Source organism: Variovorax sp. RCC_210, from assembly GCF_041355175.1.
Classification (GTDB): Bacteria; Pseudomonadota; Gammaproteobacteria; order Burkholderiales; family Burkholderiaceae_C; genus Variovorax.
Genome location: NZ_JBFUPJ010000009.1, coordinates 33,316 through 55,265 on the forward strand (window position 1 = coordinate 33,316; position 21,950 = coordinate 55,265).

Here is a 21,950-nt window from a genome sequence, read left to right on the forward strand (position 1 = left end):
CCACGAACCCTTGTCGAATGTTTCGGCGCACCCGCGCCGGCGCAAGCCTGCGCGCGTCTTCTTCCCAACCTGGTTTTCTTCCATGCTCCGAGCCACCGGCCTCACCAAACAGTACGGCGCCCACACCGCGCTCGACCGCCTCGACCTCGACATCCGCGCCGGCGACATCTACTGCTTGCTGGGTGCCAACGGCGCGGGCAAGACCACCACCATCAACCTGTTCCTGAACTTCATCGCGCCGAGCGCCGGCACGGTCGAAATCAACGGCACCGACGTCACGCGCCATCCGGTGGCCACCAAGCAGGACGTGGCGTACATCCCCGAGCAGGTCACGCTGTACGGCACCTTGTCGGGCCTGGAAAACCTGCGTTTCTTCGCGGGCCTGGCGCTGGGCCACGAGTTGCCGCGCGAGCGCCTGCTCGAGCTGATGACCGAGGTGGGGCTCGACCATGCCGCCGCCGACAAGCGCGTATCCGCGTATTCGAAGGGCATGCGCCAGAAGGTGTGGATCGCGGTGGCCATCGCCAAGCAGGCCAAGGCGCTGCTGCTCGACGAGCCGACCTCGGGGCTCGACCCGCACGCGGCCGCGGAGTTCTCCGACCTGTTGCGTCGCGCCGCCGACAGCGGCGTGGCCGTGCTGACCACCACGCACGACCTGTTCCACGCACAGCAGACCGCCACGCGCGTGGGGATCATGAAACGAGGGCGGTTGGTCGAAAGCCTCGACGGCGAGGCGCAGATCGCGCGGACGGACCTGCAGTCGCTCTATCTCCAGCACATGAGGGCTTGAGATGAAGTGCTTTTCGATTGGCGGTGGCGAGCGTTCGGGGCGCGGTCACGCCACGACAACAAACACCAAACACAACGACCCAGGGAGCCCACTGAAATGCTGCTGAACTGGATCGCAAGACGCGAATTCCTCGAACGCCTGCGCGACGGCCGCCTGTACTGGGCCGGCGGCCTCGTGGCCGTGCTGCTGCTGACGGCACTCGCCGTGGGTTGGGCCCACCAGCGCGACGCGCGCGCAGAGCAGCAGGCAGCCCAGGCCATGGACTACCGCGACTGGCTGCACCAGGACAGTCGCCACCCGCACGACGCCGCCCACCAGGGCATGCATGCCTTCAAGCCCGAGGCCGCGCTGGCCATGATCGACTCGGGCATCAACCCCTTCATCGGCAGCACCGTGTGGCTTCAGGCGCACCGGCAGAGCGAGGTGAAATTCAACGCCGCGCAGGACGCGACCGGCCTGCAGCGCTTCGGCAACCTCTCGGTCGGCTGGATCCTGCAGGTGCTGGGGCCGCTGCTGGTCATCGTGCTGGGCTTCAATGCGTTCGCCGGCGAACGCGAGCAGGGCATTCTTCGGCAGACCTTGAGCCTCGGCGTTTCGCCGCTGCGGCTGCTCGGCGGCAAGGCCCTGGCGCTCGCGGCCTCGCTGGGCGTGCTGCTGGTGCCGGCCGCGCTCATCGCGGCGGTGGCGGTCGCCATCGGCGCCGGGGAGGGCGAGCGGCTCGATGCGCTGCTGCGGCTGGCCGCATGGTCGCTCGGCTACGCCGTGTACCTCGGCATCTTCGTGTTCCTGGTGCTCGGCGTGTCGGCCGCGTCGTCCACCTCGCGCATGGCCATCACGCTGCTGCTCGCGCTGTGGATCGGCCAGGCCGTGATGGCGCCGCGCGTGCTGTCCGAACTGTCGCGCGCATGGTTTCCAAGCCCGACGCGGCTGCAGTTCAACCAGGCGCTGGGGGCGGAGCTGAAGTCGGTGTCCGACCAGGTCTGGCAAAAAAACTTCGGCACCACCGAACGCTGGGGCCGCGACGTGCCGCTCAGCAAATGGGGCATTGCGCTGCGCCTGGACGACCAGGCTTCCTACCCCGTGTACGACCGCCACTACGGCCGCCTGTGGGACACCTGGGAACAGCAGCAGAAGGTGCAGGAATGGAGCGGCCTGCTGCTGCCCATCCTCGCGATCCGCAGCTTCTCGATGGGCCTGGCCGGCACCGACTTCGCGCACCACCGCAGCTTCACGACCGCGGCCGAACTGCATCGCCGCCACATCCAGGACCTGATGAGCGAAGACCTGGTGGCGCATGCCGACCCCATGGGCGACCGCCACTTCGCCTACCAGGCCGCGCCCGGCCTGTGGGCCACCGTGCCGCCGTTCGACTACCACCCGCCCGGCGCCGGCTGGGCGCTGCTGCACCAGGCGCGCAGCCTGGCGGTGCTGGTCGCCGGGCTGCTGCTGTCCGCCGCGTTCGCGGCCTTCGCCACCGTGCGCCAGCGGGCGCTCTGAACAGACACCCGAACAGACATGCCCATGACCCCCTCTCTCCATCCGCCGCAAGGCCGCCGCCTGCTCGCCGTGATGCGCCAGGAATGCCGCCTCCTGCGGGCCGAGCGCACGCTGTGGGCCGTCGGCGCGCTCTTCGTGCTGCTCGTGGCCTATGCGCTGGGCAACGGCCTGCTGCAGACCGCGAGCCGCGACCGCGCGCAGGCCGCCGTGGCGCAGGCCGACCGCGACACCCGCGCCGCGCAGCGCGTGCTGCTCGAAGGCATCCTCGCCGGCACCGCGCAGCCCACGCCCTTCGAGAACCCGGCCGACCCCTCGCGCATGGCCAGCGGCTACGGCGGGCACCACGCCATCCTGCCGACCGCCGCGCTGGGGCCGGTCGCGCTGGGGCAGAGCGACCTGTTTCCCAGCCAGTTCCACGTCACCAGCCAGAGCCGCGTGGTGTTCATGAACCCGAGCGACATCGAAAGCCCGTGGCACCTGCTGAGCGGGCACTTCGACCTGGCCTTCGTCATCGTGTACCTGCTGCCGCTGCTGATCTTCGCGCTCAGCTACAACCTGCTGTCGGCCGAGCGCGAGAACGGCACCCTGCGGCTGCTGTTGTCGCAGCCGCTGCGCCTGCGCACGCTGCTGGCGGGCAAGCTCACGGTGCGCGCGGCGGTGTTGCTGGGGCCCGCGGTGCTGCTGCCGGTGGCCGTGCTGCTCGTGGCGCGACACGCCGGTACCGTGGGCGCGGCAGGCATGACAGGCGCCACAGGCATGGGCGCCTCGTCGGACGCCACGCTGTGGTGGGCCTTGCTGGTGGGCGCCTACGCGCTCTTCTGGTTCGCGCTGGTGGTCGCGGTGAACGCCTTCGGCGCGTCGTCGGCGACGAATGCGATGGTGCTCGTGATCGCGTGGGTGCTGCTGGTGCTGGTCGCGCCCGTGCTGCTGAACCTGGCCGTGACGCAGGCCAGCCCCGCGCCTTCGCGCACCGAGCTGGCCACGCGCCAGCGCATCGTCACCGCCGAGGCCATGAAGCGCCACGCCGACCTGATGAGCACCGACTACCAGCACGTCGGCCGCGGCGCCGTCCTGGTGCCGCGCGACGGCAAGATCGAAATCGCGGGTCGGCTGCTGGGCAACTACCTGATCGAGAAAGAGGTGGACGCCGCCATCCAGCCCGCGCTCGACCGCTTCGACACGCAGCAGGCCCGGCAGCAGGTGCTGCTGGGGCGCTTCAGCGCGGTGTCTCCGGCGGCCGTGGCCTACGAGGGCATGACCGCGCTGGCCGGCACGGGCACCCGGCGCCAGGCGCGCTTCGAGGCGCAGACCGTGGCGTACCACGCGGCGTGGAAGCGCTTCTTCTTTGCCCGCATCGACGCGCGCGACGCGCTCGCGCCGGCCGACTTCGACCGCATTCCGGCTTTCGCCTGGCAAGAGGAGCCCGCGGGCCTCGTGCGCGGGCAGGCGGCGTGGGCCGTGCTGCAGCTGCTGGTGCCCAGCCTGCTGCTGTTCGGCGTGGCCGCATGGCGGCTGCGCCGGTTCTCGGTGGCGTAGGCGCGGGCGGCGCCTTCGTCCCTTTGCCCCTCCTTTTCGTTTCTCAATCCCAAGCAAGCATTCCAATGACCATGTTCATCCGCACGGCCATGGCGGTGGCCGCCGCCACCGCGTTCCCGCCGACCTACGCGCAGGACACCGCCGAGCTCGGCACCGTCACCATCGAGGACAGCCGCGACGCCAGCAGCCTGCACCTGAACGCGCCCAGCGGCACCGCGTCGCGCCTGGGCCTGTCGGTGCGCGAGACGCCTGCTTCTGTGGAGATCCTCACGCAGGAGGCCATCGCGCAGCGCGGCGCGCGCACCTTCAGCGAGGCGCTGCGCGGCATGGCAGGCCTGTCGGGCGGCGGGCCGCCTTCGGCGCCGACCACGCTGTCCACGCGCGGCTTCACCAGCCTGCAGTACCTGTACGACGGCGTGCGCAGCTCCGGCGCGGGCGTGACCAACCGCGTGCAGGACACCTGGAACTACGAGCGCATCGAAGTGCTGAAGGGCCCGGCCTCGGTGCTCGACGGCGAGGGCGCCATCGGCGGCACCGTCAACTTCGTGAGCAAGCAGCCCGACCGCGACAACCCGCACAAGGAGGCGCTGCTCTCGTACGGCAGCTACGGCGCCACGCGCGCGGCCTTCGGCTTCGGCGGCGCGCTGGGCGACGCCAGCGCCTACCGGCTCGACTACAGCCGCAACGACAGCAAGGTGGGCACCATCGCGCGCAACGGCGAGCGCATCGACCACCTCACCAGCGGGCTGGCGGTCGACTTCGGTGGTTCGGTGAAGCTGGACCTGTCCTTCGACTACCTGCGCGACGACAACCAGGCCTACTGGGGCACGCCGCTGGTGCCGCGCAGCTTCGCGACGCAACCCACCAACGTGGTGACCACGCCCGACGGCCGCGTGATCGACCGGCGCCTTGCCGGCAACAACTACAACGTGCCCGACGACGAGAACAGCTCCGAGACCTACTGGCTGCGCGCGCGCCTCACGGGCCAGCTCGACGGCGGCTGGTCGTGGCGCAACGAGTTCTCGGCCAACAAGGCCAACCGCGTGTTCCGCAACTCGGAAAGCGCCGTGTTCGTGGCGCCGGCCAGCATCGCGCGCGACCAGACGCTCATCACGCACGACCAGGACTTCTGGCTCGACCGCTTCGACGCCACGCACAAGGGCACGCTGGGCGGCATGGACAACCGCTTCGTGGCCGGCGGCGAATACAGCGAGACGCGCTTCGGCAGCCAGCGCCGCTTTTCCGACAGCAGCGCCGCCACCGCCAGCCTGCTGCGCGTGCCGGTGTTCGGCGCCTACCTGGCGCCGTTCAACGAGAACCCCGCGCTGAGCACCGGCGGCGGCAACCGCACCAACACCGAGACGAAGGTGCGCGTGAGCTCGGTGTTCGTGGAAGACGCGCTGAAGCCGCTGAAGAACCTCACGCTGGTGGCCGGCCTGCGGCACGACCGCACCGAGGTCGACCGCGGCATCGTCGACCTGAACCTGGGCAGCAGCTCGCGCTTTTCCACCAGCTACCGGGCCACGTCGGGGCGCATCGGCGCGGTGTACGACATCACGCCCGGTTCGAGCGTGTATGCCCAGTACACCAACGCCACGCTGCCGGTGAACTCGCTCTTCCTGCTGTCGGCGTCGAACGCGGCGTTTCCGATGTCGCGCGGCAAGCAGGCCGAAGTGGGCTTCAAGCAGAGCCTGCCGCAGGCCAACCTGGAGTGGACCGCGGCGGTCTACAGGATCGAGCTGGGCAACGTGCTCTCGCGCGACCCCGCCAACCCCAACAACACGGTGAACAACGGCAGCCAGTCGTCGCGCGGCATCGAGCTGTCGACCGTGTGGCGGCCGACGCGCGAATGGACGCTGTCGGGCAATCTGGCCGCGCTCGACGCGCGCTTCGACACGCTGGTGGAGGCGGGCAATGTGTCGCGCGTGGGCAAGACGCCGCCCAACGTGCCCGAGCACGTGGCCAACCTGTTCGCGAGCTACCGGCCCGACGGTTCCAGGCTGGAGTACTTCGCCTCGCTGAACCACACCGGCCGCATGTACACCGACACGGCCAACGACATTCGCATCAACGGCTTCACCACGCTCGACGCCGCGGTGAGCTACCGCATGCAGAACACGCTGCTGACCTTTCGCGTGCGCAACCTGACCGACAAGCTCTACGCGACGTGGGCCGGCCGCGCGACCAGCCAGGTGCTGCTGGCGCCGCGCCGCACCTTCGAGCTGTCGGCCAAGTTCGACTTCTGAGGGCGCGTGTCGCCAAGGTAACGCAGGGCGCATTCGCCGTCGCGCGCGCGACGGCGAATGCGGGTGGTGCTTTCTAGAGTGGGCCGTGTTGCATCAACCCGAGAAGAGATCGCCATGAACGCCATGACCGCCACGACCGACATGCTCGACACCATCCAGGCCATCAACGCCACCGCCGGCTTCAACCGCTGGGCGGGCTTCGAGGTCGTGAGCGCCGCCAACGGCGAGGCCGAGCTGCGCATGCGCTTTCGCAAGGAAGACATGGGCCAGTACGCGGGCTTCCTGCATGCGGGGCTCATCGGCGCGCTGCTCGACACCGTGAGCGGCTTCGCGGCCGCCACGGTGGCGGGGCGCGTGCTGGCCTCGCACTTCTCGGTGAACTGCATCTCGCCCGCCGTGGGCCACGCGTTCGTCGCGCGCGGCCGGGTGGTGAAGGCGGGGCGCAAGCAGGTGTTCGCGGTGGCGGAGCTGTATGCGCAAGGCGAGGGCGCCGGGGAAGAAGCGCTCAAGCTCGTGGCGACGGGGAACGCCATCCTCGTGCCGGTGGAGGAGGCGCAAGGGGCTGCGGCGAAGCCGGCCGCGTGATCTTCAGCCCGAACAGCGGGCGCAGGAAGCCGACGCGCCGTATCACGCCGTCGGTCAGCAGCCAGCACCCCGCGAGCGTCAGCACCACCAGCAACGCGGGCTCGACCACGGGCCCGAGCGCCAGCGGCGCCAACACGGTGATGCCGGCCACGATCAGCGTCTGGTGCAGCACGTACCACGGGTACACCGACTCGTTGGCCCAGCGCAGCCACGGCCACGGGCGGTTCAGGTGGCGGTGCGCATGGCCCAGGATGGCCGCGACCATCAGCCACAGGTAGAGCACGCGCAGCAGGTCGGTCAGCGAGCTCGGCAAGGGCGCCTTCATGCCTGCGCGCAGCGCGAAGAAGGTGCTTATCACCGCGATGGCCAGCACGAGCGACACGCGGCGCAGCCGCTCCAGCTCCTTCCACACGCCCGTGTCCACGCCCATCCAGTAGCCGTAGAGAAACAGCGTGAAGTAGATGCTGTGCAGATGAAAGTCGCGCACGAAGTTGTGCGTGCCCGGAAAGCGCGACGCCAGCAGCAGCGTGAAGACAAGCAGAGGCACCACCGGCAACACCAGCAGGCGCCAGCCCCGCAGCCCGTTGAAGGCGCGGCGCAGCCATTGCCCGGCGGCCGAGCGCCACAGCGGCAGCGTCGCCGCGACCAGCGCCGTGTACGCGAACAGGTAGGGCAGGTACCACAGGTGGTTCCAGGTGATGCCGAATTCCGCGCCGTCGAAGGCCTGCTTCGGCCAGGGCGCACCCATCGACAGGTAGCGGAGCAGGAAGGCGCCGAAGCCCGGCGCGACGTAGCCGTTGGCCACGCCCTGCGCGTAGGCCTGGTACGGCACGATCACCGCCATGCCGAAGGCCAGCGGCAGCAGCAACCGCACGCCGCGGCTGCGCAGCAGCGCCCAGGTGCCCTGGCCCCGGCTCAGGAAGCCGAGCGACACGCCCGACACCAGGAACACCAGGTCCATGCGCCAGATGTTGAGCGCCACCATCGGCCACTGCAGCCATTCGGCGGCATGCGGGCTCTTGAGGTGCCAGGGCCAGCCGGCCACGTAGTACATGCCCACGTGATAGAGGATGACGAAGAGGAAGGCCAGGGCGCGCAGGGCGTCGATGTCGTGTCGGCGGTGGCCGGGCGGGGTGGGTGCGCCAGTGGATGCGCTCATTGCAAGCTCCTTGAACGGGTCTGGAAACGTCGGAAAGGCGCCATGCTCCGGCCCGCCGGCCCCGCGCGGCGCACCCATGGGACGGACCGGCCCGGCTTTGTGACAAGCGGTGGCCCGCAGGGACGAAATCAGCCCGCCCCAGGGCCCGGGCGGCGCGCTTTTCGCGAGAATTCCAGCCCATGCTTCCGCCCCGCAAGAACCTGTACGAGCGCTACGAGCCGGTCCGCCGGCCCGTGGAAGTGGCTTTCTGGATCGTGCTCATGGGGCTGCAGGCGGTGTTCGGCACCATGGTGGCGCTGGTCGACATGCGCACCCGCGCCGTGCCGGCCGACAACTGGGAGGTCGTGACCTGGGAGGTGTCCAGCCACCTCGTGCTGTTGCTGCTGGTGCCTGCGCTGGTGTGGGTCGAGCGGCGCCTGTCGCCGCTGGTGCGCGGGCACCTGCTGCGCTTCGTGGCCTTGCATGGGGCGGCCAGCGTGGCGTTCAGCCTGGTGCACGTGGCCGGCATGTTCGGCCTGCGCGCGGCGGTCTACGCCCTGGCCGGGGCGCACTACGACTTCGCGGACTGGGCCGCGCAGTGGGGCTACGAGTACCTGAAGGACGTGCGCGCGTACGCGAGCATCGTCTTCGGCATCTGGGCGTACCGGCTGTTCCTGCTGCGCCTGCAGGGGGAGGCGAGGGTGCTGGATGCGCCGGAGGCGGGGGTCGTGCGGCCCGCCGGGATCCGGGCGGAACCGGGGGCATTCGAACCCTCGGCGCAGCAAGAGCCCTTATCAGAGCCGGTCGCACCGCCGGCTCCGCAGCGGCCCGAGCGCTTCCTGGTGCGCAAGCTGCGCCGCGAATTCCTCATTGCCGCCACCGACATCGACTGGCTGCAGGCCGAGGGCAACTACGTCGGCCTGCACGTGAACGGGCACGACTACCTGCTGCGCGCCACGCTCACCGACTTTCTCACCCAGCTCGACCCCGCCACCTTCGCGCGCGTGCACCGCAGCCACGCGGTGAACCTGGGCCGCATCAAGGAAATAGAGCCGCTCGACGGCGGCGACGCCCGCCTGCACATGCACGACGGCACCACCGTGCCCTGCAGCCGCCGCTACCGCGACGCGCTGCGCACGGGCGCCGGTGCGGGCTGATCCGGTGCGCGAAGGATGTTGAAAGGGCGTAGCAAGCCCTTGTTTGGTTCATTCCGCACCATCAAAGAGCTGACAGGCACCATTTTTGCTTGATTTGGCCGCCGCTCCGACTGATTCGGGTGCGACGCACCAATTCAAATCAAAAACTGCAAGAAGCTTTCATGGACGCACTCAAACAGGGCGCAGATGCGCTGTTCATTCTTCTCGGCGCCATCATGGTCCTGGCCATGCACGCCGGTTTTGCTTTTCTGGAACTGGGCACCGTGCGCAAGAAGAACCAGGTCAATGCGCTGGTGAAGATACTGGTCGACTTCTCCGTGTCGACCATCGTGTATTTTCTGGTCGGCTACGGCGTGGCGTACGGCACGCATTTCTTCGTGAGCGCGACCGAACTGTCGGCAAGAAGCGGCTACGAGCTGGTGAAGTTCTTCTTCCTGCTGACCTTCGCGGCGGCCATTCCCGCGATCATCTCGGGCGGCATCGCCGAGCGCGCCAAGTTCTGGCCGCAGCTGATCGCCACCGCGGTGATCGTCGGCTTCGTGTATCCACTTTACGAGGGCATCGCCTGGAACAAGCACTTCGGCATCCAGGGCTGGATCGCCTCGCTCACGGGCAACGAGTTTCACGACTTTGCCGGCTCGGTCGTCGTGCACGCCGTGGGCGGCTGGCTCGCGCTGCCGGCCGTGTTGCTGCTGGGCGCGCGCCGCAACCGCTACCGCGGCGACGGCTCGCTCAGCGCGCACCCGCCGTCGAACATTCCCTTCCTGGCGCTGGGCGCGTGGGTGCTGTGCGTGGGCTGGTTCGGCTTCAACGTGATGAGCGCGCAGAGCATCGACAAGATCTCGGGCCTGGTGGCCGTCAACTCGCTCATGGCGATGGTCGGCGGCACGCTGGTGGCGCTGGCCATGGGCAAGAACGACCCCGGCTTCGTCTACAACGGCCCGCTCGCCGGGCTGGTGGCCGTGTGCGCCGGCTCCGACCTGATGCACCCGCTGGGCGCGCTGGTGGTGGGCGGCGTGGCCGGCGCCATCTTCGTGAAGATGTTCACGCTGGTGCAGAACAAATGGAAGATCGACGACGTGCTCGGCGTGTGGCCCCTGCACGGCCTGTGCGGCACCTGGGGCGGCATCGCGGCCGGCATTTTCGGCACCCAGGCGCTGGGCGGCATCGGCGGGGTGAACCTGTGGGCGCAGCTCATCGGCACGCTCATGGGCGTGGCCTGGGCCGGTCTGGCGGGCTGGGCGGTGTACGGCGCGCTGAAGAAAGCGGTGGGGCTGCGGCTGACGCAGGAAGAGGAATTCGACGGGGCGGACCTGTCGATCCACCATATTTCGGCTACGCCGGAGCGGGAGGTGAATTGGTAGGCGTCGAACTGTCCTGAAGCGTATTGGACATAAATACGCTTCATTTTTGAAGCGTATTTGCCTAAGATGCGCTTCATGCGGATCTGGCAAACCAAGAAATGGCCGCGCTTCGAGGTCGATGCGCAGGCCTTGCAGCCCGCGCTGTCCGCGGCGCGGCTGGCGCAGGGGCGCATGCTGGGCGTGGCCAGCAACCTGCAGCTTGTGGACCTCGCCGAGCTTCAGCTCGATGAATGGTCGCGCGAGGCCATCGCCACCGCGCAGATCGAGGGCGAGACGCTGCAGGTCAATTCGGTGCGGGCTTCCGCCGCCCGGCGACTGGGCTTGACGCCCGCAAGCCGCATTCCCCGCGACGAACGCACCGAGGCCACGCTCGACATCGTCGAGGCAGCCCTGGCCCGCTGGAACGAGCCGCTCGCCGAAGCGACCCTGTTCGACTGGCATGCCGCGCTTTTCCCGACCGGCCGCAGCGGCATCACGCGCATCGTGACCGGCGGCTACCGCGTGCACGAAGACCCGATGCAGATCGTCACGCCCCGGCTGGGCAAGCCCGACACGGTGCACTACGAAGCCCCGCCGTCGCGCGATGTTCCCGCGCACATGCGCGCGCTGCTCGACTGGTTCGAGGCGGGCCGCGCGCAACCGGGCATCGACGACATCGTGCGCAGCGCCCTCGCGCACCTGTGGTTCGAGACCATCCATCCGTTCGAAGACGGCAACGGCCGCATCGGCCGCGCGCTGAGCGACCTGGCACTGGCGCAAGACCTGCGAAGCAGCCAGCGGCTGTTCAGCATGTCGCAGCAGCTGTGGCTCGATCGGTCGGGCTACTACAGCCAGCTGCAGGCGGCCAGCGCGCAGGGCGACATGGACGTGACCGCATGGGTGCACTGGTTCGCGGGCTGCGTCGAGAAGGCGTGCCTGTCCACCGTGGCGCACATCCAGGCGGCGGGTGCCAAAAGCGGTTTCTGGGCCGCGCTGAACGCCGCCCACCCCGAGCTCGCGTCCAGCCAGCGCAAGGTGCTGAACAAGCTGTACGACGCGGGCCCCGGCGGGTTCCTGGGCGGCATGAGCACGGAGAAGTACGGGGCCATTGCCGGCGTGTCGCGCGCCACGGCCTACCGCGAGCTGACCGAGCTCGTCGCGGCGGGCCTGCTCGAGCGAACGGGGCAGGGCAAGGCCACGCGCTATGCATTGCTCGGTTCGTTGCCCGGCTCGGTCGGCGGCCTGGTCTCCGGCGCGGTGCCAGCCGAAGCACAAACACGCGGCCTGTAGCAAACTCGCCGGACCTTTTCGTTTCACTCCCACGACCGCAGAGCCCCATGACCCAATCTCCCGCCGCCCTCGAAGTCCTCCCCCGCGACCTCTCCGCCTACCGCAAGGGCAACGTCGGCATCGACTACGTGCACCGCTTCGAATCCGGCAAGCCCGGCCCGCACGTGCTCATCAACGCGCTCACGCACGGCAACGAGATCTGCGGCATGACCGCCGCCACGCACCTGCTCGACAACAACGTGCGCCCCAAGGTCGGCACGCTCACCGTGGCCTTCGCCAACATCGACGCCTACGAGTCGTTCAAGGAGGAGTCGCCCTACGACAGCCGCCAGATCGTGCACAACCTCAACCGCATCTGGTCGCCCGAGTGGCTCGACGGCACCGAGGACAGCCCCGAACTGCGCCGCGCGCGCATCCTGCGCCCGGTGGTGGACGCGGCCGACCACATCCTGGACATCCACTCGACCAGCCAGCCCGTGGTGCCGTTCTGGGTGTACCCGGCGTTCGAGCGCAACGCCAAGGTCGCGCTGGCCATCGGCCGCCCGTCGGTGCACCTGGTGATGCCCGACGGCCTGGGCTCGGGCACGCCGCTGATCCAGTACGGCAGCCACGGCGGCCCGGACGGCAAGGGCGTGGCCATGGTGGTCGAGTGCGGCCAGCACTTCCTGCGCTCGGCGTCCGAGCTGGCGACCGCCGTCACCTACGACTTTCTCGCGTACTTCGGCCTCGTCGACAAGAACCCGGCCACCCCCGAGCCCGAACCGCAACGGCGCTTCGAGCTGCTGCAGACGTATGTCATCAAGTCGGAAGACTTCGCGTTCGTGCGCCCGCTGATCGGCTTCGAGACCTTCGCCAAGGGCGAACTCATCGCCACCAACGGCGCCGAAGAAATTCGCGCCCTGTGCGACGACTGCACGATCTTCATGCCCGCGCAGCGCACGATCGTCGGGCGCGAGGCGGTGTACCTCACCAAGCCGCTGTGAGGTTGGCCGCGCGATGAGCGCCACTCCCACCAGGCCGGCCACGCCCGCCTTGGGTCGCTGGCGCGTGGCGGGCCTGGCCTTCGTCTTCCTGTGGTTCGCCATCGGCGGCGTGGCGCATTTCGCGCTGACCGAGACCGAGATGCGCATCGTGCCCCCGTACATCCCCTGGCCGCGCGAGGCCGTGCTGGTGAGCGGGGTGTTCGAGTTGCTGGGTGCGGCCGGACTGTTGTGGCGGCCGACGCGGCGGGCCGCGGGTGTGGGGCTGTTCCTGCTCACGCTGGCCGTCACGCCGGCGCATTTCTACATGCTGCAGCGGCCGGATCTGTTTGCGAACGTGCCGTATTGGGCGTTGGTGGTGCGGTTGCCGGTGCAGGCGGGGTTGCTGGGGTTGATTGCGTGGTGCACCGCCGCGTGGCCGAAAAGCGCGGCCAGCAGATGAGCAGATAAGCAAGTGGCGCGGCTTGTCTGCGATGCTGTAGTCGCCGCGCCAAGCGAGTTCATCGCAGCGCCTGAAGGCGGCTCGCCTGGAGATCAGACCTCTGCAGATGCCTTGGACTTTGCAATCGTCCTGCCCCGGCACTTCGGGTAGTTGGCGCAGCCCCAGAAGCTGCCGTCATTCTTGGACGAGTTTCTCTCGACCATCTTGGTGCCGCAGCTTGCGCAAGTCGGCCGCCAGTATTCGCCTTCGTAAGCCACCGCGAGCAATGCCGCTTGCTGCTCGGGTGTGCGCTGGGCGATCAGCTTGAGCAGGGCGGCGCCGTCCTGTGCGTGGATACCGTTTGCCTCGGCGAACGCAGCGGCCTCGGCGGAGAAGGTCGAACTCGTGACGTAGGTGCCGCTCTTCAACTGGTGCGACGCCATCACACCGAAGAACTCACGCATCTCCTTCACGCCCACGGCTTTGCTCTGCCAGTGCTTGCATTGGACGATGCGAGGCACGTCGCTGTGCCTGGACTGAAGCCAGATGTCGACGCCCCCGTCCGCGCCATGCGACTGGCTGCGCGTCGTGAATCCGGCCTGCGCGTAGAGCGCTTCGCACACCGCTTCGAAGCGGCGCCATTCGATGGCTGCGAGCACGGCAGGGCTCCATGAGCGCTCGTGCCGCGGCACGGATGCCGGCGGGGACGTGGAACGAGGCGGCGCAGGTGCGAAGACGGGTTCGCGCCGGTGGGCCACCGACGGGGATGGTGCTGGCGCAGCCGCTTCGAAGGCAGGCGATTGCTGTGCGACGCGTTCCACCTTCGGCAGCGGCGCCTTGCGGGCGATGACGTAGTGCAGTCCCAGCAGCACTGCGCCGATTGCCAGCGCCGCCCAGCCCGCCGGACGAAGCGCCGGGCCCAATGTGCCGACGATGGATCCCTGCATGAAGTTGGGTCCGACCAGCAGCAAGACACCGATGATCGCCGCCGACCATCCCTTGCCTGCCAGTTCTCCTCGTGCGCGCTCACGCCGGCGTTCGGCTTTTGTCTGTCTGGCCATTCCCGATCCACCCCTTGTTCGAATGGCGCGAGTTTAGGAGGCGAGTCGGGTTTCGCAACTCGGGGTGACTACCTGATCGGCGATGAACACCCCGGGTCCAACACCTTGCATGTCCACGTCGAAAACAGCACCGCGCAACGGAGCGGCGCGTTGCTCCTTACAGCGGCACGGCCTCGCGAAGCACCTGATCGCGGTAGCGCGGCGGCAAGCCGTTGGGTGTGAGCACGTCGACTCTCACTCCCAGCAGGTGCTTCAACTCGTGGCGGATCGCGCCGATGTCCATGAGCGTGGTCTGCTCCGTGGGGTCGACCAACAGGTCGAGGTCGCTGTCGGGTCCGTCCTCGCCGCGAGAGGCCGAGCCGAAGACGCGAACATTGTTCACGCGATGGCGCAGCGCTATCTCAGCAATGCGCGCGCGATGAAGGGCCAAGGCTTCGGAGGGACGCATGAAGCTGGAACTCGGGGGGCCGTTCGCGAACTCACCCCGCAATAAACAACGCCGGATCCACCATCGCCCGGTTCAGCATCACCGACCAATGCAGGTGCGGCCCCGTCACCCGCCCCGTCGCGCCCACCGCGGCCAGCGCTTCTCCGGTCTTCAGCACGTCGCCGACCTTCACGTCGACCCGGCTCAGGTGGCAGTACATCGTCAGCAGGCCGCCGCCGTGGTCCATCCACACCGTGCCGCCGTTGAAGAAATAGTCGCCCGTGTCGATCACCTTCCCCGGCAGCGGCGCCAGCACTGGCGTGCCGGTGCCCGCGGCGATGTCCATGCCGCTGTGCGGGTTGCGCGACTGCCCGTTGAACACGCGGCGCAGCCCGAACGAGCTGGAGCGGCGGCCCGGCACGGGCACGCGCATCTGCAGCGCGGCGTCGGGGCGCAGGTCGGTGAGCGTGGCCATCACGCCGGTGAGGTGGTCGCGCTCCTTCACATAGCGGGCCTCGTCCTCGGGCGACAGGTCGACCGTGCGCGGCGCCACCGTCAGGCGTTGCTCGCGGTACTGCTTGGGGGCGACGGTGTAGGCGACCTGCCGCTCGGGCTTGCCTTCGGCGCGCACCGCGATGCTGGCCTCGCCGGGCTCGGCCGCGAGCGGAATGCCGACCAGCGCGGTCCATTCGATCGGGTCGCCGAGCACCAGCAGCGGCACGTCGCCGGCGAAGGCCTTCGGGCGCGTGGCCGAGGGGCCGAGCGACAGCCGGGCGACGCCGCCCGGCACCAGGGAGGCGTGCGGCCAGACGTCGGGCGCCGGCTGCTTCTTCGTTTTGCTGGTTTTTGCGTGGGCCGAGGTCGCGGCGCTGGCGTGCATCGTGGGCAGCGCGAGCAGGCCGAGGGCGCCGAGCACGGCACCGCGGCGGTTCAAGACGCTGGACGAGAGGTCGGGGAAGGGAGGCTTGGTGTGCATGGAAAGGGTCCGGATGAAGGGTTGTGCGGCGGGCGGCTCAGCCGCCGGGTTGTTCCAGCCAGGTGCCGGGCGCCAGTCCGTCGAGCGTGTAGGGGCCGATGGCGGCGCGCACCAGGCGCAGCGTCGGCAGCCCGACAGCCGCGGTCATGCGCCGCACCTGGCGGTTGCGGCCTTCGCTGATCGCCAGCTCCAGCCACGCGGTGGGAATGCTCTTGCGCTCGCGGATGGGGGGCTCGCGGTGCCACACGGCGGGCGGCGGGTCGAGCAGACGCGCCCGGGCGGGGCGCGTCGGTCCGTCGTTGAGCTGCACGCCGCTGCGCAGCGCGGCAAGCGCCTCTTCGGTCGGCACGCCCTCGACCTGCACCCAGTAGGTCTTCTCCATCTTGAAGCGCGGGTCGGAAATGCGTGCCTGCAGCTTGCCGTCGTCGGTGAGCAGCAGCAGGCCCTCGCTGTCGGCATCGAGCCGGCCCGCGACGTAGACGCCCGGGAGGTCGATGAAGTCCTTCAGCCCGCGCCAGCGGCCCTCGGGCGTGAACTGGCTGAGAACGCCGTAGGGTTTGTTGAAGCGGATCAGGCGGGACGAGGTTGGCAAATTCATGGGCGGGTGGCGGCGCGTGGTGTGTCGGCCAGCTGCGGCAGATAGTCTCGCACCAGCTGTTCGACGGTGTCCGCCTGCAGGGTGTCGCGCCCTGACTTGAGCGGATCGCGATCGGGGCGATCCGCCAGCCAGCGCTTGAAGCGCGCGAAGGCGAGCGGATGCACGGTGTTCATTCGCGCCATGTGTCCGGTGGTGCCGACCACCACCGCGGAAAAACGGGGCGCGCTCACCAGCTGTTCCGCGTTGCGGGCCTGCACCACCCAGAAGTCGTCTTCGGCGTCGCTCAACTGCGCGGGGTGGGGGTCTTGCTCTTGCGCTTCGCGGCGCAGGATGTCGACCTCGAAGCCTTTGCTGTTCACAGCCGTATAGCGCTGATCGTCGATCAGCGAAAAGGTCTTGTCGACCTTGCGCAGCAACGCCAGCATGGACGAGTCCAGCCGCTTGAGCTGAGTCGCCAGCCGGAAGCGCTTGCGCGTGTCCCAGAGCAGGTCGACGTCTCGCGTGGCCACCGCTGCGCTGTGCAGGCGCACGCCCGCCGCCGTTTCGTAGGCGTAGAGCGCGTGGGTGCCCACCACGGTGAAGTGCTCCAGGATGTCTGCGCGCTTCAGCATGTCGAGGATGTCGACGACGATGGTCGGGGCGCGCCCGACGAACAAGGCGCGGTTCATGCGCTGATGGCGCGTCACTGCTTCGCTCAGGTCCTTGATCCTGCTTTCCGCTTCTTCCTTTCTTCGGACGAAATTGTTGTGGATGGCTTCGGTTTCAGGGCCCCGGGCCCCGAGGCTTTTCTGCGCGTTGCGGGTGCTGGTGCGAATGAGGTAGTCGATGCCGCCGACGGTCTTCCAGTACATGCCACCGCGTACTCCCGCAGCCTGGGCTTCGGCCGCTTCGAGGGCCTCGAAGGTGGCCCTTGCGTCGATGTACTGGCGGCGAGCGTCGTCGCCGATGTCTTGGAAATCCATGGGTTTTCCGTATGAATTCTAGAAAATTGAATTTATACGGAAAATCAATGTAAATCAACGACTTAGGGTTCTGAGTTTCAGGTGGAAAGCCGCTGCATCGCAAGAGGCGGCAACGGGCCACACGCAGGGAAGCAGCCGTCCTGCACCACGCCCTCTGGTTGACGCGCCCTAATGCTCATCTAGTGAACAACAGGAACCCTCATGACGATGCGAAGCCTCCTCCAGATCACAAGCATGGCCGGCGCGGCGCTCCTGCTGGCCGCCTGCAACAGCACCTCCGTTCGCGTCGGCGGCGCGCCCGAGGCGAGCGTCAAGAACTGCGTCGCGGCTGCCGCGCGGGAGCTGCGAGTGCCCGCGGGAAGCATCGCGGTGGACAGCGGCTCCACGCCGCGCGACGGCGTCTACGCCATCAACCTGAAGGTCGGCCCGCAAGGCCGCTCGGCTGTGTGTACCACCGACGAGAACAGCGCGGTGCTCGGCGTCGTCTACAAACGATCGGAATAACGCGCAGCATAAAAATGCCAAACCACGAGAGCCGGCTTTGTGGCGCAAGTCTGAAGACTTACTTACTCCGATTTGTCACGTATCTATCTCGGATAAATATCAGTTGGTAAGTCAATCCGTATGATTCGCGAAACAAGTATCAACTAAATCGATTGTCGCATCTATAGCGTCGTCGCTGCGTTCATGACCTCGTGCGGAGAGTGTCGCCCTGGGACCAGCCAAAAAATTCGAAGATAGCGGTGTTCAGTAATCGCCTGTGTTTCTTAAATCGCTACTTCCAATGAGCGTATAAACCGCTAATCGACCGCTCTCTTGCAGTTCGTAGCCGTTGATGAGCATTTAATTCACATTGCATGAATAAAAGCATGGGCATACGCCTAATTAGATCTAAGTCGACTTGAGGTAAAGCTTTTTTTCGATATAGCGCTCTGCATGTATCGTAAAATGAAGTGCTAATTCCTGAATTCTTTGAATTTTCTTATCTGTATCTGGCGCCCCTTTTTTGTGGGCGAATTTTTTTATAGAAGTGTGCCCGTGCGCAACATCATTTCTACCATCGGCTATATCGGTAAGTGAAGCTCTGTATAAAGCGCTGGTAAATGGCTGCTCCTCAAATCCAAAAACCTGCCAAATAGTTTCAACATGAACTGGCCGAATTGTTTTTCCGTCTATGGGGGTTTCTGTATTTTCGACATCAACCAGATTAGTTGATGAAAATAGGTTTGAAAATTCTCGTCTCTTTTCCCATATTTTCTCGTAGTCTTTCAGGTCTCTCATGGAGCTTATTTGCGACCCGGCGAATACCGAAACTAAAGAAGAGCGAAGTGCCGAAAAGGTCGGCCTTGCCTTGCATATTTCTCTGCATAAACCGTTTACCATTTCTCTCATGTACTCTTCAATTGCGGCGGCTGCTAGTACATATGATGTAGAGATTACTAGTTGTGCCACCTGCTTTTGTATGGGGGAGGAACCTAGACTTGCCGAGTCAGCCCAACGCAAAGACTGTGAGATTTCATCAAGCTTAACGAGTAAAGCGGATAACTCGGCATCGTAGCGGTTTGCCATTATTCCACTGGAGCACCGAGCAGCAACTCTGAAGCGCGCTGTATTCTTCCCTTCAGCATTGCTCGCGTGTTCGTGCCTCCGGTGCTAAATTTTGTCAACTGCGCGTCATCAAGCCAACCTTTTTGAGGCTGTAAGACATTATTTTTACGCAAAACTTCTGCGGCGCCGACAAGTATTGCTTCGAACTGATTAAGTGGCGTCAGCTTCGTGTTTTTACGTAACATCGGACCTGAAATGTGAGGTTGAAGCGCTTTTACAGTTGCCGTAAATTCGGCCCTATCTTTTGATGTTTTGGTTTCTTTGTGCCGGTGTTCCATGTAAAGATTCAAGAACTCTGTTACCGAGCCGTCAAAATTCTCTCTCCAATTGAGATAGGCGAAAAACTTCAATACCTGTTCTTCAATTGTTCCATCATCTTTATGAAGCTTTTGCACTTTAATCAGTTGCAAGAAGTCTGAGTTAAGTGATAGATCGGAAATAAGATTGCTAAAAGGACCTCGATAAACACAGTCGCGCACTTCTTGAGGTGAAAGTGCAATTCCGCCGCGATTTAATCTTTCAAAGAGATCGAAGCGTGCCAAATGATCGCTCTTATCTGAAAGAGCTGTCACTCGAAACTGGCGTTTTAAAAATAAAAATTGCAGCGATTGGGGGAGGTTGACAAATCGAAGGCCGTTGAAGCTTGATAGTTTCGCTAAATCTAGCAGCGAGAGACTGGTTTCTTTCTTCATCTCCTTAAGGATTACCAAATCGTCAGAATTTTCTTGTTCTAAAACAAAGTGAAGGACTGTGGATATTCGTTGAAGTCCGTCAACTAATTCCCAAGATCCGTCAGAATTCGTGGCAACAAAATATTTGGAACAGGAAGGCCTAGTAGCAGAGATTCGATTAGGCGAGACTCGTCTTCTTCTTTCCAGCGAAATTTTCGTTGATAGCTAGGGGATCGTTTGATTTCACCGGTTCTGACCATACTGACAATTTCACGAATGGTTAGATCAAAATTGTCTACGTCGATTTTTTGGCGATGCGTGTCAAGCGATGTTTGTAAATCCATTTTTATGCTTTCCAAGTGTCTTTGAGGGTGCACGCTCGATTGAACGGTTGCAAAGTCGATTGACCAGCGTTTTTGACAAAATAGCCGTGCCGCTCGAACTGAAATGCCGAGCCAGCTTCCACATTCGCCAGCGAAGGCTCGACAAACGCCAAGCACACTTCCAGGCTCGTCTTGTTCAGCTCTTCCAGCAGCTCGCCGCTGCCCGGGTTGGCTTCCGAGAACAGCCGCTCGTACAGCCGCACCTCGGCCTGCACGGCGTCCGCGGCGGCCACCCAGGTGATGTTGCCCTTGACCTTGACGGCGTCCGCGCCCGGCGTGCCGCTCTTGGTGTCCGGCACCAGCGTGGCCTGCACCTCGACGAGCTTGCCGCTCGCGTCGCGCGTGGCGCCGGTGCATTCGATGACGTGGCCGTACTTCAGGCGCACCTTGTTGCCCGGGAACAGGCGGAAGAAGCCCTTGGGCTGCACGTCTTCGTAGTCGGTGCTTTCGATCCACACCTCGCGGCCCAGCTTGAACTCGCGCTTGCCCATTTCGGGGTGGTGCGGGTGCACGGGGGCCGAGCAGTCGTCCAGCGCGCTTTCATCCTTGTCGGGGCCGCCCATCAGCTCGCCCCAATTGGTGATGACGAGCTTGACCGGGTCGAGCACGGCCATGGCGCGCGGGGCGACGGGGTCGAGGGTGTCGCGCAGCGCGGCTTCCAGGCTGGCGTAGTCGATCCAGCCGCCCGACTTGGTGGTGCCGCTGCGCTCGCAGAACAGGCGCAGCGCCTCCGGCGTGTAGCCGCGGCGGCGCAGGCCGGCAATGGTGGGCATGCGCGGGTCGTCCCAGCCGTCGACGTGCTTTTCTTCCACCAACTGGCGCAGCTTGCGCTTGCTGGTCATGACGTGGGTGACGTTGAGCCGCGCGAATTCGTATTGACGCGGGTGCGGGCTGGCGATGAGGCCGCCTTCGGCGAGGCGGTCGAGCAGCCAGTCGTAGAAGGGGCGCTGGTCTTCGAACTCCAGCGTGCAGATGCTGTGGGTGATCTGCTCGAGCGCGTCTTCGATGGGGTGCGCGTAGGTGTACATCGGGTAGATGCACCACTTGTCGCCGGTGTTGTGGTGGTGGGCCCGGCGCACGCGGTACAGCGCGGGGTCGCGCATGTTGATGTTGCTGCTGGCCATGTCGATCTTCGCGCGCAGGATGGCGGCGCCGTCGGCGACCTGGCCGTCGCGCATGGCGCGAAAGCGCGCCAGGTTTTCCTCGACGCTGCGGCTGCGGAAGGGGCTGTCCTTGCCGGGCGTGGTGAAGTCGCCGCGGTTCGCGCGCACTTCGTCGGCGCTTTGCTCGTCCACGTAGGCCAGGCCGGCGCCGATGAGGTATTCGGCCGCCTCGTACATGAAGTCGAAGTAGTTGCTGGCGAAGTACTCGTGCGGCTGCAGGGTGCCGGGGGCGCTGGGGCGGTCGGCCAGGTAGGTTTCGTAGCCGAGCCACTTCACGGCGTCGCGGATGGAATCGACGTACTCCTGGTCTTCCTTCTCGGGGTTGGTGTCGTCGAAGCGCAGGTGGCACACGCCGCCGTATTCCTTGGCGAGCTCGAAATTCAGCCAGATGCTCTTGGCGTGGCCGATGTGCAGGTAGCCGTTGGGCTCGGGCGGAAAGCGCATGCGCACCTTGGCCGGGTCGGCCATGCCCTCGGCGTGGTGGGCGGCGCTGCCGGGCGATCCGCCCCACTTGCGGCCTGCGTAGGCACCCTGTTCGAGGTCGTTCTCGATCACGTGGCGCAGGAAATTGCTCGGTGCAGCGGTCGTTTTGGCGCCGTTTTTGTCGGTCGGGGAGGTCATTGGTCCATTCTAGAGGGCACCCCTTAGGGGTTACCTTTGGCAACGTTCTTCACATTGGCGGGTGCACCCGGTTTGCAATTGCCGCGTTCAATACATACATGGGCGGCTCAGACCCGAGCCGGCCCGACAGATTCAAGGAGTCCAACATCATGAGCCTCACACGTTCTACTTTCTTCAAATGGGCCGCCGCCGGTGTCGTGGCAGCGGGCGCCTTGTTTGCAGCCACATCGGCCAGCGCCCGCAGCGACGTGAGCTGGTCGATCGGCGTCGGCGTGCCGGGCGTCGCGGTGGGTGTGGGCGCTCCGGCCTACTATCCGCCGGCACCTGCGTACTACCCGCCCGCACCGGCCTATTACCCGCCGGCCCCGGTGTACTACGCACCGCCGCCGCCGGTGTACTACCGTCCGGCTCCGGTCTATTACGGCCCGCCGGCGTACTACGGCCCGCGCTACTACAACCGCGGCTACTACCGTGGCCATGGCCACTGGCGCTAAATT

21 protein-coding genes are annotated in these 21,950 nt (G+C 65.9%); 12 read left to right on the forward strand and 9 right to left on the reverse strand.

Features of this window, described 5'->3' with window-relative positions; translation table 11 throughout:
- Positions 1-82 precede the first annotated feature (82 nt).
- From AB6807_RS23310 to AB6807_RS23330, 5 genes are all read left to right on the forward strand, one after another.
- Entirely contained in the window at positions 83-790 is a 708-nt protein-coding gene (locus tag AB6807_RS23310; protein WP_371086414.1) for an ABC transporter ATP-binding protein, read from the forward strand.
- 96 nt (positions 791-886) lie between these two features.
- Positions 887-2,287 carry an ABC transporter permease subunit gene (locus AB6807_RS23315; protein WP_207786812.1) on the forward strand — a complete coding sequence of 467 codons (1,401 nt, stop codon included), beginning with the start codon at positions 887-889 and terminating at the stop codon, positions 2,285-2,287.
- A 24-nt stretch (positions 2,288-2,311) separates the two neighbouring features.
- Complete coding sequence (locus tag AB6807_RS23320) at positions 2,312-3,823, forward strand: ABC transporter permease subunit (protein WP_371086415.1); 1,512 nt, start codon at positions 2,312-2,314, stop codon at positions 3,821-3,823.
- 65 nt (positions 3,824-3,888) lie between these two features.
- The gene (locus AB6807_RS23325) at positions 3,889-6,069 is read left to right on the forward strand and encodes a TonB-dependent receptor (RefSeq protein WP_371086416.1); all 2,181 of its coding nucleotides are present in this window, start codon (positions 3,889-3,891) and stop codon (positions 6,067-6,069) included.
- A gap of 141 nt (positions 6,070-6,210) precedes the next feature.
- Positions 6,211-6,654, forward strand: coding sequence for a PaaI family thioesterase (locus AB6807_RS23330; protein WP_371086590.1), 444 nt, complete (start codon positions 6,211-6,213; stop codon positions 6,652-6,654).
- Here the strand turns inward: AB6807_RS23330 and AB6807_RS23335 are convergent.
- Complete coding sequence (locus AB6807_RS23335; RefSeq protein ID WP_371086417.1) at positions 6,575-7,813, reverse strand: acyltransferase; 1,239 nt, start codon at positions 7,811-7,813, stop codon at positions 6,575-6,577. The two genes, AB6807_RS23330 and AB6807_RS23335, sit on opposite strands and share 80 nt — an antisense overlap.
- Before the next feature lie 179 nt (positions 7,814-7,992).
- Here AB6807_RS23335 and AB6807_RS23340 point away from each other — a divergent pair, with 179 nt between their 5' ends.
- The 5 genes from AB6807_RS23340 to AB6807_RS23360 all read left to right on the forward strand — a co-directional run bounded on the left by AB6807_RS23340 (position 7,993) and on the right by AB6807_RS23360 (position 13,004).
- Entirely contained in the window at positions 7,993-8,949 is a 957-nt protein-coding gene (locus tag AB6807_RS23340) for a LytTR family DNA-binding domain-containing protein (protein ID WP_371086418.1), read from the forward strand.
- A gap of 161 nt (positions 8,950-9,110) precedes the next feature.
- On the forward strand, positions 9,111-10,313 hold the full coding sequence (locus AB6807_RS23345) for an ammonium transporter (RefSeq protein ID WP_116912886.1): 1,203 nt from the start codon (positions 9,111-9,113) through the stop codon (positions 10,311-10,313).
- Positions 10,314-10,388: 75 nt separating this feature from the next.
- A complete protein-coding gene (locus AB6807_RS23350; protein ID WP_371086419.1) occupies positions 10,389-11,582 on the forward strand; it encodes a Fic family protein in 1,194 nt (397 codons plus the stop codon).
- Positions 11,583-11,629: 47 nt separating this feature from the next.
- Positions 11,630-12,565, forward strand: a complete 936-nt coding sequence (locus tag AB6807_RS23355; RefSeq protein ID WP_371086420.1) for a succinylglutamate desuccinylase/aspartoacylase family protein — start codon at positions 11,630-11,632, stop codon at positions 12,563-12,565.
- Positions 12,566-12,578: 13 nt separating this feature from the next.
- Positions 12,579-13,004, forward strand: a complete 426-nt coding sequence (locus AB6807_RS23360) for a hypothetical protein (protein ID WP_371086421.1) — start codon at positions 12,579-12,581, stop codon at positions 13,002-13,004.
- Between the two features lie 92 nt (positions 13,005-13,096).
- Here AB6807_RS23360 and AB6807_RS23365 read toward each other — a convergent pair whose 3' ends face one another.
- The 5 genes from AB6807_RS23365 to AB6807_RS23385 form a co-directional block, all read right to left on the reverse strand.
- Entirely contained in the window at positions 13,097-14,044 is a 948-nt protein-coding gene (locus AB6807_RS23365) for a restriction endonuclease (RefSeq protein ID WP_371086422.1), read from the reverse strand.
- Positions 14,045-14,201: 157 nt separating this feature from the next.
- Positions 14,202-14,492, reverse strand: a complete 291-nt coding sequence (locus tag AB6807_RS23370) for a nucleotidyltransferase family protein (protein WP_371086423.1) — start codon at positions 14,490-14,492, stop codon at positions 14,202-14,204.
- A gap of 31 nt (positions 14,493-14,523) precedes the next feature.
- Complete coding sequence (locus AB6807_RS23375; protein WP_371086424.1) at positions 14,524-15,447, reverse strand: peptidoglycan DD-metalloendopeptidase family protein; 924 nt, start codon at positions 15,445-15,447, stop codon at positions 14,524-14,526.
- A 37-nt stretch (positions 15,448-15,484) separates the two neighbouring features.
- The gene (locus AB6807_RS23380; protein ID WP_371086425.1) at positions 15,485-16,045 is read right to left on the reverse strand and encodes an rRNA large subunit pseudouridine synthase E; all 561 of its coding nucleotides are present in this window, start codon (positions 16,043-16,045) and stop codon (positions 15,485-15,487) included.
- Entirely contained in the window at positions 16,042-17,007 is a 966-nt protein-coding gene (locus AB6807_RS23385) for a GSU2403 family nucleotidyltransferase fold protein (protein ID WP_371086426.1), read from the reverse strand. The genes AB6807_RS23380 and AB6807_RS23385 overlap by 4 nt, the downstream gene beginning before the upstream one ends.
- 201 nt (positions 17,008-17,208) lie before the next feature.
- On the opposite strand from AB6807_RS23385, the gene AB6807_RS23390 reads away from it, so the two are divergent.
- Positions 17,209-17,511: a hypothetical protein gene (locus AB6807_RS23390; protein ID WP_371086427.1), complete on the forward strand. Its 303-nt coding sequence runs from the start codon at positions 17,209-17,211 to the stop codon at positions 17,509-17,511.
- Between the two features lie 387 nt (positions 17,512-17,898).
- Here the strand turns inward: AB6807_RS23390 and AB6807_RS23395 are convergent, their stop codons facing one another.
- From AB6807_RS23395 to AB6807_RS23405, 3 genes are all read right to left on the reverse strand, one after another.
- Positions 17,899-18,576, reverse strand: coding sequence for a HEPN domain-containing protein (locus tag AB6807_RS23395; RefSeq protein WP_371086428.1), 678 nt, complete (start codon positions 18,574-18,576; stop codon positions 17,899-17,901).
- Positions 18,576-19,499: a DUF262 domain-containing protein gene (locus AB6807_RS23400; protein ID WP_371086591.1), complete on the reverse strand. Its 924-nt coding sequence runs from the start codon at positions 19,497-19,499 to the stop codon at positions 18,576-18,578. The genes AB6807_RS23395 and AB6807_RS23400 overlap by 1 nt, the downstream gene beginning before the upstream one ends.
- A gap of 133 nt (positions 19,500-19,632) precedes the next feature.
- Entirely contained in the window at positions 19,633-21,453 is a 1,821-nt protein-coding gene (locus AB6807_RS23405) for a glutamine--tRNA ligase/YqeY domain fusion protein (RefSeq protein ID WP_371086429.1), read from the reverse strand.
- 149 nt (positions 21,454-21,602) lie between these two features.
- On the opposite strand from AB6807_RS23405, the gene AB6807_RS23410 reads away from it, so the two are divergent.
- Positions 21,603-21,947: a hypothetical protein gene (locus tag AB6807_RS23410; RefSeq protein ID WP_116912893.1), complete on the forward strand. Its 345-nt coding sequence runs from the start codon at positions 21,603-21,605 to the stop codon at positions 21,945-21,947.
- Positions 21,948-21,950 lie beyond the last annotated feature (3 nt).

Coding starts and splice junctions, on each gene's coding strand:
- AB6807_RS23310 (WP_371086414.1), top strand. CDS start 83: ATGCTCCGAGCCACCGGCCTCACCAAACAGTACGGCGCCCACACCGCG.
- AB6807_RS23315 (WP_207786812.1), top strand. CDS start 887: ATGCTGCTGAACTGGATCGCAAGACGCGAATTCCTCGAACGCCTGCGC.
- AB6807_RS23320 (WP_371086415.1), top strand. CDS start 2,312: ATGACCCCCTCTCTCCATCCGCCGCAAGGCCGCCGCCTGCTCGCCGTG.
- AB6807_RS23325 (WP_371086416.1), top strand. CDS start 3,889: ATGACCATGTTCATCCGCACGGCCATGGCGGTGGCCGCCGCCACCGCG.
- AB6807_RS23330 (WP_371086590.1), top strand. CDS start 6,211: ATGCTCGACACCATCCAGGCCATCAACGCCACCGCCGGCTTCAACCGC.
- AB6807_RS23335 (WP_371086417.1), bottom strand. CDS start 7,813: ATGAGCGCATCCACTGGCGCACCCACCCCGCCCGGCCACCGCCGACAC.
- AB6807_RS23340 (WP_371086418.1), top strand. CDS start 7,993: ATGCTTCCGCCCCGCAAGAACCTGTACGAGCGCTACGAGCCGGTCCGC.
- AB6807_RS23345 (WP_116912886.1), top strand. CDS start 9,111: ATGGACGCACTCAAACAGGGCGCAGATGCGCTGTTCATTCTTCTCGGC.
- AB6807_RS23350 (WP_371086419.1), top strand. CDS start 10,389: ATGCGGATCTGGCAAACCAAGAAATGGCCGCGCTTCGAGGTCGATGCG.
- AB6807_RS23355 (WP_371086420.1), top strand. CDS start 11,630: ATGACCCAATCTCCCGCCGCCCTCGAAGTCCTCCCCCGCGACCTCTCC.
- AB6807_RS23360 (WP_371086421.1), top strand. CDS start 12,579: ATGAGCGCCACTCCCACCAGGCCGGCCACGCCCGCCTTGGGTCGCTGG.
- AB6807_RS23365 (WP_371086422.1), bottom strand. CDS start 14,044: ATGGCCAGACAGACAAAAGCCGAACGCCGGCGTGAGCGCGCACGAGGA.
- AB6807_RS23370 (WP_371086423.1), bottom strand. CDS start 14,492: ATGCGTCCCTCCGAAGCCTTGGCCCTTCATCGCGCGCGCATTGCTGAG.
- AB6807_RS23375 (WP_371086424.1), bottom strand. CDS start 15,447: ATGCACACCAAGCCTCCCTTCCCCGACCTCTCGTCCAGCGTCTTGAAC.
- AB6807_RS23380 (WP_371086425.1), bottom strand. CDS start 16,045: ATGAATTTGCCAACCTCGTCCCGCCTGATCCGCTTCAACAAACCCTAC.
- AB6807_RS23385 (WP_371086426.1), bottom strand. CDS start 17,007: ATGGATTTCCAAGACATCGGCGACGACGCTCGCCGCCAGTACATCGAC.
- AB6807_RS23390 (WP_371086427.1), top strand. CDS start 17,209: ATGACGATGCGAAGCCTCCTCCAGATCACAAGCATGGCCGGCGCGGCG.
- AB6807_RS23395 (WP_371086428.1), bottom strand. CDS start 18,576: ATGGCAAACCGCTACGATGCCGAGTTATCCGCTTTACTCGTTAAGCTT.
- AB6807_RS23405 (WP_371086429.1), bottom strand. CDS start 21,453: ATGACCTCCCCGACCGACAAAAACGGCGCCAAAACGACCGCTGCACCG.
- AB6807_RS23410 (WP_116912893.1), top strand. CDS start 21,603: ATGAGCCTCACACGTTCTACTTTCTTCAAATGGGCCGCCGCCGGTGTC.